General features: G+C 50.8%; 16 protein-coding genes and 4 tRNA genes. 7 read left to right on the plus strand and 13 right to left on the minus strand.

Going from position 1 to position 13,848, the window contains the following annotated elements; genetic code table 11:
• Positions 1 to 14 precede the first annotated feature (14 nt).
• The 5 genes from ACJY2G_RS21115 to ACJY2G_RS21135 all read left to right on the plus strand — a co-directional run bounded on the left by ACJY2G_RS21115 (position 15) and on the right by ACJY2G_RS21135 (position 3,564).
• Complete coding sequence (locus ACJY2G_RS21115; RefSeq protein ID WP_013574043.1) at positions 15 to 149, plus strand: GpE family phage tail protein; 135 nt, start codon at positions 15 to 17, stop codon at positions 147 to 149.
• Positions 142 to 1,770: a phage tail tape measure protein gene (locus tag ACJY2G_RS21120; protein ID WP_430320783.1), complete on the plus strand. Its 1,629-nt coding sequence runs from the start codon at positions 142 to 144 to the stop codon at positions 1,768 to 1,770. Before ACJY2G_RS21115 ends, ACJY2G_RS21120 begins: the two co-directional genes overlap by 8 nt.
• Positions 1,767 to 2,237, plus strand: a complete 471-nt coding sequence (locus tag ACJY2G_RS21125; RefSeq protein WP_430320782.1) for a phage tail protein — start codon at positions 1,767 to 1,769, stop codon at positions 2,235 to 2,237. The genes ACJY2G_RS21120 and ACJY2G_RS21125 overlap by 4 nt, the downstream gene beginning before the upstream one ends.
• Before the next feature lie 2 nt (positions 2,238 to 2,239).
• The gene (locus tag ACJY2G_RS21130) at positions 2,240 to 3,313 is read left to right on the plus strand and encodes a contractile injection system protein, VgrG/Pvc8 family (protein ID WP_120163546.1); all 1,074 of its coding nucleotides are present in this window, start codon (positions 2,240 to 2,242) and stop codon (positions 3,311 to 3,313) included.
• A gap of 71 nt (positions 3,314 to 3,384) precedes the next feature.
• Positions 3,385 to 3,564: an ogr/Delta-like zinc finger family protein gene (locus tag ACJY2G_RS21135; protein WP_120163545.1), complete on the plus strand. Its 180-nt coding sequence runs from the start codon at positions 3,385 to 3,387 to the stop codon at positions 3,562 to 3,564.
• Between the two features lie 92 nt (positions 3,565 to 3,656).
• On the opposite strand, the gene rplS is transcribed toward ACJY2G_RS21135, so the two are convergent.
• From rplS to ffh, 5 genes are all read right to left on the minus strand, one after another.
• Complete coding sequence (gene rplS / locus ACJY2G_RS21140; RefSeq protein WP_095923499.1) at positions 3,657 to 4,004, minus strand: 50S ribosomal protein L19; 348 nt, start codon at positions 4,002 to 4,004, stop codon at positions 3,657 to 3,659.
• Positions 4,005 to 4,052: 48 nt separating this feature from the next.
• Positions 4,053 to 4,826: a tRNA (guanosine(37)-N1)-methyltransferase TrmD gene (trmD, locus tag ACJY2G_RS21145; protein ID WP_013574037.1), complete on the minus strand. Its 774-nt coding sequence runs from the start codon at positions 4,824 to 4,826 to the stop codon at positions 4,053 to 4,055.
• Between the two features lie 67 nt (positions 4,827 to 4,893).
• Complete coding sequence (gene rimM, locus ACJY2G_RS21150) at positions 4,894 to 5,442, minus strand: ribosome maturation factor RimM (protein ID WP_013574036.1); 549 nt, start codon at positions 5,440 to 5,442, stop codon at positions 4,894 to 4,896.
• A gap of 18 nt (positions 5,443 to 5,460) precedes the next feature.
• On the minus strand, positions 5,461 to 5,709 hold the full coding sequence (rpsP, locus tag ACJY2G_RS21155) for a 30S ribosomal protein S16 (RefSeq protein WP_056772785.1): 249 nt from the start codon (positions 5,707 to 5,709) through the stop codon (positions 5,461 to 5,463).
• Positions 5,710 to 5,887: 178 nt separating this feature from the next.
• Positions 5,888 to 7,249: a signal recognition particle protein gene (ffh, locus tag ACJY2G_RS21160; RefSeq protein WP_112286849.1), complete on the minus strand. Its 1,362-nt coding sequence runs from the start codon at positions 7,247 to 7,249 to the stop codon at positions 5,888 to 5,890.
• Between the two features lie 164 nt (positions 7,250 to 7,413).
• Between ffh and ACJY2G_RS21165 the strand changes: the two genes are divergently transcribed.
• Complete coding sequence (locus ACJY2G_RS21165; RefSeq protein WP_013574033.1) at positions 7,414 to 8,205, plus strand: cytochrome C assembly family protein; 792 nt, start codon at positions 7,414 to 7,416, stop codon at positions 8,203 to 8,205.
• 16 nt (positions 8,206 to 8,221) lie between these two features.
• Positions 8,222 to 9,511, plus strand: coding sequence for an HlyC/CorC family transporter (locus ACJY2G_RS21170; RefSeq protein WP_120163543.1), 1,290 nt, complete (start codon positions 8,222 to 8,224; stop codon positions 9,509 to 9,511).
• A gap of 69 nt (positions 9,512 to 9,580) precedes the next feature.
• Here the strand turns inward: ACJY2G_RS21170 and luxS are convergent, their stop codons facing one another.
• The 8 genes from luxS to ACJY2G_RS21210 form a co-directional block, all read right to left on the minus strand.
• Positions 9,581 to 10,096: an S-ribosylhomocysteine lyase gene (gene luxS, locus ACJY2G_RS21175; protein ID WP_112286851.1), complete on the minus strand. Its 516-nt coding sequence runs from the start codon at positions 10,094 to 10,096 to the stop codon at positions 9,581 to 9,583.
• 157 nt (positions 10,097 to 10,253) lie between these two features.
• The gene (gshA, locus tag ACJY2G_RS21180; protein WP_112286854.1) at positions 10,254 to 11,825 is read right to left on the minus strand and encodes a glutamate--cysteine ligase; all 1,572 of its coding nucleotides are present in this window, start codon (positions 11,823 to 11,825) and stop codon (positions 10,254 to 10,256) included.
• A gap of 85 nt (positions 11,826 to 11,910) precedes the next feature.
• Positions 11,911 to 12,339 (minus strand): YqaA family protein, encoded by a 429-nt coding sequence (locus ACJY2G_RS21185; protein ID WP_430320781.1) that lies wholly within the window; start codon positions 12,337 to 12,339, stop codon positions 11,911 to 11,913.
• Entirely contained in the window at positions 12,336 to 12,902 is a 567-nt protein-coding gene (gene yqaB, locus ACJY2G_RS21190) for a fructose-1-phosphate/6-phosphogluconate phosphatase (protein ID WP_112286853.1), read from the minus strand. Before yqaB ends, ACJY2G_RS21185 begins: the two co-directional genes overlap by 4 nt.
• 235 nt (positions 12,903 to 13,137) lie before the next feature.
• Positions 13,138 to 13,214, minus strand: a tRNA-Arg gene (locus ACJY2G_RS21195).
• A gap of 47 nt (positions 13,215 to 13,261) precedes the next feature.
• Positions 13,262 to 13,338 (minus strand) — tRNA-Arg (locus tag ACJY2G_RS21200).
• A 110-nt stretch (positions 13,339 to 13,448) separates the two neighbouring features.
• Positions 13,449 to 13,525 (minus strand) — tRNA-Arg (locus ACJY2G_RS21205).
• An 8-nt stretch (positions 13,526 to 13,533) separates the two neighbouring features.
• A tRNA-Ser gene (locus ACJY2G_RS21210) sits at positions 13,534 to 13,626 on the minus strand.
• Positions 13,627 to 13,848 lie beyond the last annotated feature (222 nt).

The following is a 13,848-nucleotide window of genomic DNA, read 5'->3' on the forward strand; positions in this document are numbered from 1 at the left end:
CGCCCCGCCTCACCGTGGATGACCTGATGGCAGATATCGCGGTGATATTTCACTGGCCGCCGTCTGAGATGGACGGCATGTCACTCACCGATCTGCTGAACTGGCGACATAAGGCACTGCAACGCAGCGGAGTAAAAACAGATGAGTAATCTCGAACAGTTACCTCATACGCTGGAAAAAATAAATCAGGATCTGGCCGCCTTCAGGGCCGAAACTGACAAGGTCAGAAACAACCTGCTGACACTGCCCGGGAAGACGTTATTCAGCGTCTTCTCAGAAGATATCACTGACGCTTCCCTCCAGTTTGAAAAGTCGCTTTTCGCCGCGGACAGCGAAACCGAAACGCAGGCATTTTCCGGTCTGCAAAAGGCAGTGGCCAGCCAGTCGGCAGAAAAGCTGCGCCAGCAACGCCCGATGCAAATGGAACAACGAGGGCTGGAAATCGGGCAGCAATATAAAAATCGTGAACTGAAAATTGACCAGTTAAAAAATATCAGCTCGTCTGCCTTTTCCTTTGCACAACCGAAACTGGCGCTGGCTCAAAACTTTCTTAAACCGGGCGCAGCTCTGGAAGCCGGACTGGAAGAAGTGCAGTCGGTTCTCGGTCTGAAAAATGGCGATCCGCATGTTGCCGCTTTACGGCAGCAAAGTCTGTCGATGGCGGCAGCCGGTCATTCACCGGCGGAAGTGGTCGCTAAACAGCAGACACTCGCTAAAAACGGAATGAATGCCGATCAGGTTCTGGAACAAACACCGGCAGCACTGAATGGCACAACGCCTGCGGCACAGATGGCGGTGATTGTGAAAGGCGACAACCTTGACGGTGATATCACTAAGCTTTTTGCCACCTGGGACACTATCCGTATCAACCTTTTCGACGGGCAAACTGCCGCCCTGCGAGAACTGACGCAAACGGCCACCAGCTGGCTGGGCACGATCAATACCTGGATCACTGATAATCCGGTGCTGGTGAATTCCCTGCTCGGTCTGGCATTAGGCATCACGGGCATTGTCGGCGGAATGGGTGCGCTCGGCATGACCATCGCGCCGGTACTGAGCGGAATCAATATGCTGATGGCAGGTGCAGGACTGCTTGGAACCATTTTTACCGGCACCGGCGGCGTTATTGCCACCGCCTTTGCCGCCATCGGACTTCCGCTGCTGCCCGTGATCGCATTGATCGCCGGTATCGGTATCGCCGTAATGAAACTTTGGGAGCCGATCAGTGCGTTTGTTGGCGGAGTGATTGAAGGATTTAGCTCGGTAATGGGACCAATAACTGCTGCGTTTACACCTTTCAGAACCGCGCTGGGATGGATTACCGATTTGTTTGAACCGATAAAATTCAGTCAGGATACCCTGAGCGGCTTCACCAATATTGGCAAAGTGGTCGGGGAAGCAATTGCAGAGATTTTCGTCACGCTTAATAAAGCGGTTTCTCAAATAGGTGAAGTCTTCAGCTGGGCGAAAAAAGGTTGGGATGCGATTTTTGGCAATGACGATGCCGAAAGTCAGGGTATTCCGGCAGCGCCGGTGGAGAGCATTTCTCCGACGGGCGGCACGCTGAGCCTGTATCAGCCTGCTAAAACTTCCGTAGCGAATACCCTGACGGATAACCGGGCGACGACCGTGAACTTAAGCTTCACGGCCACACCGGAGACAGATCATAACCAGATCAGAACCTGGATTGAAGATTCAATAAACCAGCAGAAATGGAACGATACCAACAATCTTCTCAGCCAGTACAACAACGGAGGGATTTACTCATGATGATGTCGCTGGGTTTATTTGTATTTAAATTGAGCACGCTGCCTTATCAGAATACGTCCCGTCAGGTGAATTATGGCTGGGGCACGAACGCGCGTTTCGGACAGCGTCCCGTTTCGCAATTTCTCGGATTGGGTGAGGAAACGGTAAAAATTACCGGGCAATTATTGCCTGAAATGACCGGCGGTATGCGCTATTTACAGGTACTACAGAGCATGGCCGACTCCGGCCGTGCATGGCCGTTGATTGAAGGCAGCGGCACGATTTATGGCATGTATGTCATCAAAAATATTGCCAATGACAATGCTGAGTTTAATTCCAGCGGCCAGGCGCGAAGTATTAATTTTACGCTCAACCTGACCCGCGTCGATGGGTCGCAGGCCGCCATGTTCGGTGATTTGCTGACTCAGGCCGAAGGTTTGTATAACAAAGCCAGCTCAACCATCAGCAATTTCGCAAGCGGAGTCTGAACATGCTTACTGATCTTCAGTTACCCGTGGGGGCGCGCATCGCGCCAGTGTTCACCCTGGTGATAAAAAATAAGGTGCTGGAAGAAAACATCTCGGATCGGATCATCAGTCTATCCGTCACGGATAACAGCGGTTTTACCGCGGACACCTTGAATTTAACCTTCGACGACAGCGACGGACAATTACAGATGCCTGTTCGCGGTGCCGTTTTGCATCTGCATCTGGGATGGTCGAAACAGGCGCTTTATGACTGCGGCTATTTCACGGTAGATACCGTGGTTTATTCAGGTTCACCAGACAGAATCGTAGTCACTGCCCGCAGCGCAGATTTCCGCGGTTCGTTTACCACCAAACTCAGCCAGTCTTATGACGATTACACGCTGGGCGCCATTGTGCGCATCATATCGAGCCGAAATAAATTGGATCTGCCGGTTATCCCTCAGGAACTCGATAGCATTAAGATCCCACATATCGACCAGACAGCTGAGACTGACAGCTACTTCATCACCCGTCTGGCACAAAGCTATGGTGCGCAGGTGACTGTCAAAAACGGCGCAATCTTGTTTTTTAAAGCTGGCACCGGCAGGACTGCTTCCGGGCAGACTATTCCCTGGAAAACAATTGTCCGCAGTGATGGCGATAATCACAACTATCAGATGATGGACAAGAAGGCTTACACAGGCGTGAAGGCACAGTGGCACGATCTCCAAAAGGCGACCACCAGCAATGTGGCGTTGAAAAACTCAGGAGAAAAGAGTTATACCGCAGGCTCAGGCGATAATATTCTGCAACTGTCTAAAATCTTTCCTGATGAAGAGACCGCAAGGCGCGCAGCAGATGCCGTGTTTTATCAGATTCAGAATGATTCTGCGTCTTTCAGCATACGGCTGGCATTGGGACGCGCCGATCTCAGCGCACAAACGCCGGTGAATGTGCAGGGATTTAAAGACGTGATCGACAGCCAGAACTGGGTGATTGATTCTGCTGTACACGAGATGAATGAGAAAGGGTTCACGACCACATTAAACCTGAAACCGTATGTTGCAGATATCACTTACCTATCTTCAATATCATAATCACGACTTGCTTTTGCAAGGTTCAGGTTTCATAATGACTCCATTGCTTACCTGTCATGCCGGAGGTTTTTATGATGCATTGCCCGCTTTGTGGAAAAGTAGCCCATACACGTTCAAGCCGTTATCTGAGTGAATCAACGAAAGAACGCTATCATCAGTGTCAGAATATCGAATGCAGCTGCACCTTTGCCACGCACGAATCGGTCGCCCGGGTTATCTCAAAACCCGGTACCCAGCCATCCGCTGCATAGTTATTTTGCAGGCACGGATGCAAAAAAAAGGGGTTAGCCGATGGCTAACCCCTTGTTCTATATTAACTAGTAGATGTCGCGTTAGCGATACCTTAGCCCAGACGTTCTTTGATACGTGCAGACTTACCAGTACGCTCACGCAGGTAGTACAGTTTAGCTTTACGAACGGCACCACGACGTTTAACAGTAATGCTGTCGATTACTGGGGAGTGAGTCTGGAATACACGCTCAACACCTTCGCCGTTAGAAATTTTGCGAACAGTGAATGCAGAGTGCAGACCGCGGTTACGAATAGCGATAACCACGCCCTCGAATGCCTGCAGACGCTTTTTAGAACCTTCAACGACCCATACCTTAATTTCCAGGGAATCACCTGGACGGAAAGCAGGTACGTCTTGCTTCATCTGCTCTTGTTCGATTTGCTTAATGATATTGCTCATAATATGTCTCTTACCCTAGGTAAACTGATATATCGGGACGGCCTCGCGTTACGCTTTGGCGTTCCCTTCATAGTTTTGTTGACTGAGCCGATGTTCCTTTTGGAACTCTCTCAGCAACACCTCTTGCTCGTCAGTCAGAGCTAGGTTTTCCAGAAGTTCAGGTCTTCTAAGCCAGGTTCGACCCAGCGACTGTTTCAGGCGCCAGCGACGTATATCTGCGTGGTTTCCCGACAGTAAAACCGGCGGTACCTCCATGCCTTCCAGCACTTCAGGGCGGGTATAGTGGGGGCAATCCAACAATCCGTCAGCGAAAGAATCTTCTTCTGCTGAAGCCTGACGACCCAGAACGCCCGGTATAAAGCGGGATACTGAATCAATCAGAGTCATTGCGGGTAACTCTCCACCGCTGAGAACATAATCGCCAATTGACCATTCTTCATCAATTTCGGTTTTGATTATGCGCTCATCAATCCCTTCATAACGGCCACAAACCAGAATGATTTTCTGATGAGCCGCCAGTTCGCAAACACCGGTTTGATCCAGTTTGCGACCCTGAGGTGAAAGATAAATCACTTTCACACCTTCGCCTGCCGCTGCTTTTGCTGCATGAATCGCTTCCCGTAAGGGTTGCACCATCATCAGCATTCCGGGACCACCGCCGTAAGGGCGCTCATCCACGGTACGATGTCGATCGTATGCGAAGTCACGAGGACTCCAGCAATTTACGCTCAACAGGCCATTCTTAACTGCCCGGCCAGTTACCCCGTAATCCGTAATTGCGCGGAACATTTCAGGAAACAGGCTAATTATACCGATCCACATAGCCTACCCCTTCCAAATGTTTGACCGCTCAACCAGACCTTGTTTACGTGTATAAACACTACGGAGGTCAAAAACCAGGATCCCAATCTACTTCAACAGTGCGAGTAGCGAGATCGACTTTCTTGATAACCTGCCCATCGAGGAACGGAATCAACCGCTCCTTGAGTCCGAAGGCATCTTTCAGGTTGGCTTTAACTACCATCACATCGTTAGAACCGGTTTCCATCATATCGATGATTTTGCCCAGTTCGTAACCGGAAGTTGTCACTACCTGGCAACCAAAAAGGTCTTTCCAGTAGTAGTCACCGTCTTCCAGTGGAGGCAGTTGCTTTGAATCGACGACAATTTCGCAATTGGTCAGAAGATTCGCTGCATCCCGGTCATCAACGCCTTTGACTTTGATGATCAGGTCCTGAGTGTGGCGTTTCCAGCCTTCCAGCTCGACAACTTGCCACTTACCGGCACGCTGGATAAACCAAGGCTGGTAATCGAAGATGCTTTCAGCGTCTTCGGTGGATGAAAACACTCTGAGCCAACCACGAATGCCGTATGTTGAACCCATTTTGCCGAGTACTAACGGCTCAGCGGGTACCACTGGATTGGATTGCTTGCTCATTGCCACCACCGCGACAGATTAAGCTGCTTTCTTAGCGTCTTTGATCAGCGCAGAAACGCGATCAGAAACGGTTGCACCCAGATCTACCCAATGGGCAACACGATCCAGGTCCAGACGCAGAGCTTCAGCCTGGCCAGAAGCCAATGGGTTGAAGAAACCTACGCGTTCGATGAAACGACCGTCACGAGCGTTGCGGCTGTCGGTCACTACTACTTGATAAAACGGACGCTTTTTTGCGCCGCCACGTGCTAAACGAATTGTTACCATAACATCCTCTTTAGTTAATAAAACAACCAGACCCCATCGGGGAACGGGGTCTGGTTGCAATATAAAAAGCCCGAAAATTTTACTCATTTTGGCGCAAAAAGCAATCTAAAGCGTAGATAGCCTAGCCCGCAATTTGCATGAGCCGCCTATGTGGCTGATATATAGACAGTGATGTCGATTAACGGCCCGGGAAACCTGGTGGCATCATACCCTTCATGCCACGCATCATTTTCGCCATGCCGCCATTCTTCATTTTCTTCATCATGCGCTGCATATCGTCGAACTGCTTCAGTAAGCGGTTGACGTCCTGCACCTGCATGCCGGAACCCACCGCGATGCGGCGTTTACGGGAACCTTTAATAATTTCTGGCTTGGCGCGCTCTTTGTGCGTCATCGAGTTGATGATCGCTTCCATGCGCACCAGCACTTTGTCATCCATCTGGGATTTGACGTTATCCGGCAACTGACCGACACCCGGCAGTTTGCTCATCATACTCGCCATGCCGCCCATATTACGCATTTGCTTGAGCTGCTCGAGGAAATCGGTCAGGTCAAAGCCGTCGCCTTTCTTGAGTTTGCTGGCCAGCTTTTCAGCCTGCGCACGGTCAACTTTGCTCTCAATGTCTTCGATAAGAGAGAGAACGTCGCCCATACCCAGAATACGCGAAGCGATACGATCCGGATGGAACGGCTCCAGAGCATCGGTTTTTTCACCCATACCCAGGAATTTGATCGGTTTGCCGGTGATGTGACGAATCGACAGTGCAGCACCGCCACGCGCATCACCGTCGACTTTGGTCAGGATAACACCGGTGAGCGGCAGCGCTTCATTAAACGCTTTCGCGGTATTCGCGGCATCCTGACCGGTCATGGCATCGACAACAAACAGCGTTTCAACCGGATTAATCGCGGCGTGAACCTGTTTGATTTCGTCCATCATCGCTTCGTCGACGTGTAAACGGCCGGCGGTATCGACAATCAGAACGTCGTAGAATTTCAGTTTGGCCTGTTGCAGGGCGCGGGTGACGATATCAACCGGCTTTTCCTGCGCATCAGACGCAAAGAAATCCACTTCAACTTGTTGTGCCAGGGTTTCCAGCTGTTTGATCGCCGCAGGGCGATAAACGTCGGCAGACACCACCAGTACTTTTTTCTTTTTCTTCTCTTTCAGGAATTTCGCCAGTTTACCGACGCTGGTGGTTTTACCGGCACCTTGTAAACCCGCCATCAGAACCACAGCCGGCGGCTGCGCCGCTAAGTTAAGCTCGGTGTTCGCCTCGCCCATCGCGGTTTCCAGCTCTTTCTGGACAATTTTGACGAATTCCTGACCCGGTGTGAGGCTCTTATTGACCTCAACGCCAACGGCGCTCTCTTTCACCCGGTTGATGAAGTCGCGAACCACCGGCAGCGCAACGTCCGCTTCCAGTAATGCCATACGCACTTCACGTAATGTTTCTTTAATATTTTCTTCGGTCAGCCGCCCGCGGCCGCTGATATTGCGCAGTGTGCGCGACAATCGATCGCTTAAATTCTCAAACATCGTCTCTTGCTCAACGTTATGACAGGCCGCTTTTGCGACGTAATTGCGGGATTATAACACGAAGCGCGGACGATCTCTGCTTTGGCATCTCAGATAGGTTGGAGCGTGACGCCGGTAACGTTATACTGCGGTTCTCATTCACTTTTCGATGCTACTGAAACGCTATGTCAGTTTTTGCTCTCGTCGCCATGTTGGCCTATCTGCTCAGCCTTGCACTGATCATTCCGAGCATCATCCGGAAGAACAGCGCATACCGGCGTTTAGCACTGATTTCTGTTGTGGTAGCGCTTGTCTGCCACGCGGTGGCATTGCAGCAGCGTATTTTCGATGTCAGCACCGGCCAGAATCTCAGCCTGGTGAACATCGGCTCTGTGGTCAGCTTAATCATCGGCACGGTGATGACCATCGTGGCATCACGCAACCGCGGCTGGTTTGTGTTACCGATTGTTTACAGCTTCTCGCTGATCAATCTGGCATTCGTCACCTTTCTTCCGGGCGAATTCATCACGCATCTGGAAGAAAGCAAAGGCTTACTGGTGCACATCGGTCTGGCGCTGTTCTCTTATGCTACGTTGATGATCGCCGCACTTTACGCGTTGCAACTGGCGTGGCTGGATTACCAGCTGAAGAATAAACGCCTGACGTTTACAGCCGACATGCCGCCGCTGATGAGCATCGAGCGTAAGCTGTTTCACATCACCCAGATTGGCGTGATCTTACTGACGCTGACGCTGTGCACCGGATTGCTGTACCTGAACAACCTGTTCAGCCCGGAAAATATCGACAAGGCCGTCTTATCGATACTGGCATGGTTCGTTTATATCGTCCTGTTATGGGGCCATTATCACGAAGGCTGGCGTGGCCGCCGCGTGGTATGGTTCAGCATGGCAGGCGCCATCCTGCTTACTCTTGCCTATTTCGGCAGCCGCCTGATCCAGCAAATCATGGTTCATTAATTAAAAGGAATACCCGTTGGAGCACGTCTCGACAACAACCCTGATCATCACATTGATCATCATGGTGGTGGTTTCGGCTTATTTTTCAGCCTCCGAAACCGGTATGATGACACTCAACCGTTACCGGTTACGTCACCTGGCCAAACAGGGTAACCGCGGGGCACGCCGCGTCGAAAAGCTGTTAAAACGCCCGGACCAGCTGATAAGCCTCGTGCTCATCGGCAACAACCTGGTCAACATCCTTGCTTCCGCTCTGGCAACAATTGTGGGCATTCGTCTTTACGGTGATGCCGGTGTGGCGATTGCCACCGGTGTGCTGACGTTTGTCGTCCTGCTGTTTGCTGAAGTGCTGCCAAAAACATTTGCCGCGCTAAATCCTGAACGCATCGCGTTCCCGAGCAGCATTTTGTTGCGTCCGCTGCAAAAAATCATGATGCCACTGGTGTGGATCCTCAACAGCCTCTCGCGTTTGCTGATGAGAATGTGCGGCATCAAAACCACCACCAGCCTCAGCGATGCGGTGAGTAAAGAAGAGCTGCGAACCATCGTTAACGAATCACGCTCGAACATCTCCCGTCGCAATCAGGACATGCTGCTTTCCGTGCTGGATCTGGAAAAAGTGACGGTGGACGACATTATGGTGCCGCGCAATGAAATCGTCGGTATTGATATCAACGACGACTGGAAGTCGATCATCCGCCAGCTGACGCACTCGCCGCATGGCCGCATCGTGCTTTATCGTGATTCACTCGACGATGCGATTGGTATGCTGCGCCTGCGTGAAGCCTATCGTCTGATGACCGAGAAAAAAGAGTTCACCAAAGAAAACCTGCTGCGTGCCGCCGACGAAATTTATTACATCCCGGAAGGCACGCCGCTGAACATTCAGTTAGTGAAATTCCAGCGCAACAAAAAGAAAGTGGGCATCGTGGTGGATGAATACGGTGATATTCAGGGGCTGGTTACCGTCGAAGATATCCTCGAAGAGATCGTCGGTGACTTCACCACGTCTATGTCACCCACGCTTGCCGAAGAAGTCACGCCGCAAAGCGACGGTTCTGTGTTGATTGAAGGCAGTGCGAACGTCCGTGAGCTGAACAAAGCCTTTAACTGGCATCTCCCGGAAGACGGCCCCCGCACCATCAACGGCATGCTGCTGGAAGTACTGGAAGAAATTCCTAATATCGGTACCAGTTTGCGCATTGAAGACTATGAGGTTGAGGTTCTTGATGTGCAGGACAATATGATCAAACAGGTGCAGGTTCGTCCGTTACAGCCGCTGAAAAACACTGTAAACCAGCACTAACCTTCTGAAGTTCAGGCATAAAAAAAGACGCGAACATCGCGTCTTTTTTGTCTTTGGAACACATCAAAACTAGATGTGCAGCTCGGACAGTTTTTCTTTCGGCAGAGCCAGTTCGTCGTTATGGTTTACCACAACGTCATGGTCGAGAATGTGCTGCGCGATTTCCTGTGCTTCTTTCAGGGAATGCATCTCGAAAGTACCGCACTGATATTCATTCAGCTCAGGGATCTGACGCTGTTCTTTTACCTTCAGAACATCCGCCATCGCCGCTTTCCAGGCATCCGCCACGCGTTGCTCTTCTGGCACACCGATCAGGCTCATGTAGAAACCTGTGCGGCAACCCATCGGAGAAATATCGATGATCTCAACACCGCTACCGTTCAGGTGGTTACGCATGAACCCTGCAAACAGGTGCTCAAGAGTATGAATACCACGCTCTGGCATCACTTCAAGGTTCGGGCGGCAGAAGCGCAGATCGAACACAGTAATGGTATCGCCGTGCGGGGTATGCATGGTTTTTGCGACGCGAACAGCAGGTGCTGCCATACGGGTATGGTCTACGGTAAAGCTATCCAACAGTGGCATATCGTCACCTCTCCTAAATAAATTAATTTTTTTTACGAACTCAGGAAACCTTTTCCCAGCATGCGGGTCTTAATTAGTGAAAGACGCGCATTTGTTATCATCATCCCTGTAAACAGAGATGTTTATTTGGCCACATTAATTGTGGCCTTTTTCTTTTCTACTCAACGCTACTGCCTGCATTCGCAGCCAGGTATTCTTCAAAGCTTAGCTTATCCGCCGCTTCCAGTGCGCGCTGACGCTGCCATGAACCGTCCTGCTCAGCCATTAATGCGCTGGCATCTAATACTTCCAGCGGCTCACTGACCAGCATCTGACGATACTTCTCCGCCAGTTCCAGCCCGAGATTACCGACGCCCTGCTGTTTCAGCTCTTTCAGGATACGTGCCGAGTAAGTCAGCTCAGGATCATCAAACGCAGCAACCAGCTCTTTGCAGACGTCCTGATAAAGGGTATCGCCGTTCTGGTTATCCATGACCTGAGCCACACGATTCAAATCAGCAAATAACTCATTACCCACTTTAGCTAACGGCTGGCGTTCATCGTGACACCCCATACCGATCGTCTGACCCGGTTTGCGCCCTTCCAGGATCACCCGGTTCCAGTTCTTACGCGTACAGAGCAGCTCATCGCTGTTCATTTCCGGGGCATCGGCTAACGCACACCATACCAAAAACAGATCCAGGAAACGCGCCTGAGTGGCATCAATACCCACCGGAGAGAACGGATTGACATCCAGCGAACGGACCTCAATGTATTCGATCCCGCTGCGCATCAGGGCATCAGAAGGTGTTTCACCGGATTTGGTGACACGCTTAGGACGAATTGGCGCATAAAGTTCGTTCTCAATCTGTAACACATTGGTGTTCAGTTGCAGATATTTCCCGTCCTTCTGCACACCCATTTCCGCATATTCAGCAGACGGGGTACGAATCGCTTTCTTCACACCCTGAACGTAGGTGGTCAGGTCATTGAAGGTAATGCCCAGATTGCTTTGTGATTTATTGGTGTAACCCAAATCACTCAGACGCAACGATGTCGCATACGGCAGATAGCACAATCCCGCTTCGGTATATTCAAACGGCAAATCTGTTTCACGCCCTTTCAGGAATGAAGAACAGATCGCAGGCGACGCACCGAACAGATAAGGGATCACCCAGCCAAAGCGATAATAATTGCGGATGAGTTTGAAATAACCCGCAGAAATTGCTTCTTTACCGCTTTCAGCATCTGTCACGCCCAGCTTTTCCTGCCAGAAACTCAGCGGCAGCGAGAAGTTGTAATGGATGCCGGAAATTACCTGCATCAGCGCGCCATAACGGTTTTTCAGGCCTTCACGATAAAGCGTTTTAAAGCGCCCGGCGTTAGATGAACCGTACTGCGCCAGCTCGATATCCTGTCCGGACTCGATAAAGCACGGCATGCTGAATGGCCACATGCGCTCGTCGCCGAGCTCACGGGCTACGTGACGATGAATGTCACGCAGGAACGCCATCAGATGTTCGATGTTGTCATCGACGGGCGTAATAAATTCTAATAAGGCTTCAGCAAAGTCGGTGGTAATCCAGCGATGCGTCAGTGCCGCACCTAAAGATTCCGGGTGGCCGGTTGTCGCTAATGAACCATCGGGATTGACCCGCAACGTTTCACGCTCAATACCGCGACGAATACCTTTTAATGCCTGAGGGTGGGCTTCCAGCCAGGAAAGCGCCTGAGATACATCCGGGATCAAATTGACCTCCCGCTCGGTGAAACCATTAATTTGCAAGCATACTGAGTCTGCATAGATGTGACCATAATTGATAGCTGATGCCAATCTAACCGAACCATGAGAGCCCCTGCAGCGTCACAACCGTCAAAAGGATGTAACGCACCGCTTTTCCAATAAGCATGAAAAAAACCACAGACCCCCACGGCATTCGCAGCCAACCTGCTAACACGCATAACACATCACCTATCACCGGTAACCAGCTCAGCAATAAAGCTGCCGGTCCAAAGCGCTTTAACCAACCCTGTGCAACGTGGAGCCCACGCTGAGGTTTAAGCTGTGGCAGAAAGCGTCCGATGATGATGTTGGTTATGCCACCTAAGGTATTGCCAACAGTTGCAGACAAAACCAGTGCCGCTGGCATTGCGCTGCCAGCTGACAATAAAGCCGCTAATAAAACTTCTGAATTTCCGGGCAAAAGTGTGGCACTTAAAAAGCTGCTGCCGAATAAGGAAGCCAGCGCCACGGCGCTGCTCACAGCGTGCGCACGTCCACAAAAGCCATATTGGCGCGTTTCGCCGCCTCAATACCGAAATCTGCATCTTCAAACACAACGCATTTTTCGGGAGGTACGCCGATTAACTCAGCGCAACGCAAAAAAGTGTCAGGCGCAGGTTTGTGGTTCTGCACGTCATTGGCGCCCACTATCGCATCGAAGCAATCACGCAGGCCTAAATGTCGCAACAGAGCATCCGCCATCCAGTGCTCACTGCCCGTCCCTACCGCCATTGGCCGGCGACCATGATAGGCCTTCACGACATCAATCAGTGGCAAAGGACGGACGGTATCCAGCAACATTTCCTGAACCGCTGCCGTTTTCTCAGCCGCCAGAAGATGGGGATCCATCTCAACGTTATTACTGTCGATCACAAACTTCGCGATGCGCCAGGTCGGAGAACCATTCAGAGCAACCATGGATTCGACATCATACTGCATGCTGTATTTGGTCAATACCTGATGCCATGCCTTACGGTGCGTCGGTTCGGTATCCAATATGGTGCCATCCATATCAAATATTAGCCCTTCGTATCGATCGTACATCGAAAGCTCCATGATCACGAAAAAACAGGAAAACTACTTTATCGCAAAGTCTTTCGAAAGTCGCATTTTGTGCACACCTACAGCACATCCGAACACGTAGGAAAGGTCAGGGAAATGAAAAGGAAGAGATGAAAACAGAGGTGAAAACCGGAAAGCAAAAAACCCGCCGAAGCGGGTTTCTCTGACATGCCGGAGGACTCTATATGAAAGCCGTCGCTGCAACATGTCTGGAATATGGTGCACCCAGGAAGATTCGAACTTCCGACCGCTCGGTTCGTAGCCGAGTACTCTATCCAGCTGAGCTATGGGTGCATTGGGGGTCGTGCTGAGTTTTTTTCGGAAAATACTAAGAGAAAGAATGGTGCACCCAGGAAGATTCGAACTTCCGACCGCTCGGTTCGTAGCCGAGTACTCTATCCAGCTGAGCTATGGGTGCATTTTGATTCTTACTGCAGATTTACCTGACCATTTTTCCGTACTACATCGGCTTTCGCCTTTGCCCGTCACGCTCATTTGATTGCAAATCAACATACGTTCAGGAAAGTATGGTGCACCCAGGAAGATTCGAACTTCCGACCGCTCGGTTCGTAGCCGAGTACTCTATCCAGCTGAGCTATGGGTGCATTTTAAATGGCGGTGAGGCGGGGATTCGAACCCCGGATGCAGCTTTTGACCGCATACTCCCTTAGCAGGGGAGCGCCTTCAGCCTCTCGGCCACCTCACCATACGCCTCTTGCGAGTGTGCTGACTAACTTTGTTTAAGCTCATCGGCACTGCGTGGCGCACATATTACTTTCTGGCCCTTATAAGTCAAACCCTTTTTTGATAACAATCACCCGTTTGGACATTTCACGCGCAACCTGCGCAGTTTGAAGACAAAAACAGGGTGTAAACGCAGAAAAAACGTCTTCATTTTCTGGAATAGTCGTTCTTGGATACATCACGG

The sequence above is a fragment of the Rahnella sp. ATs2 genome, assembly GCF_051851855.1.
GTDB classification, from domain to species: domain Bacteria; phylum Pseudomonadota; class Gammaproteobacteria; order Enterobacterales; family Enterobacteriaceae; genus Rahnella; species Rahnella variigena.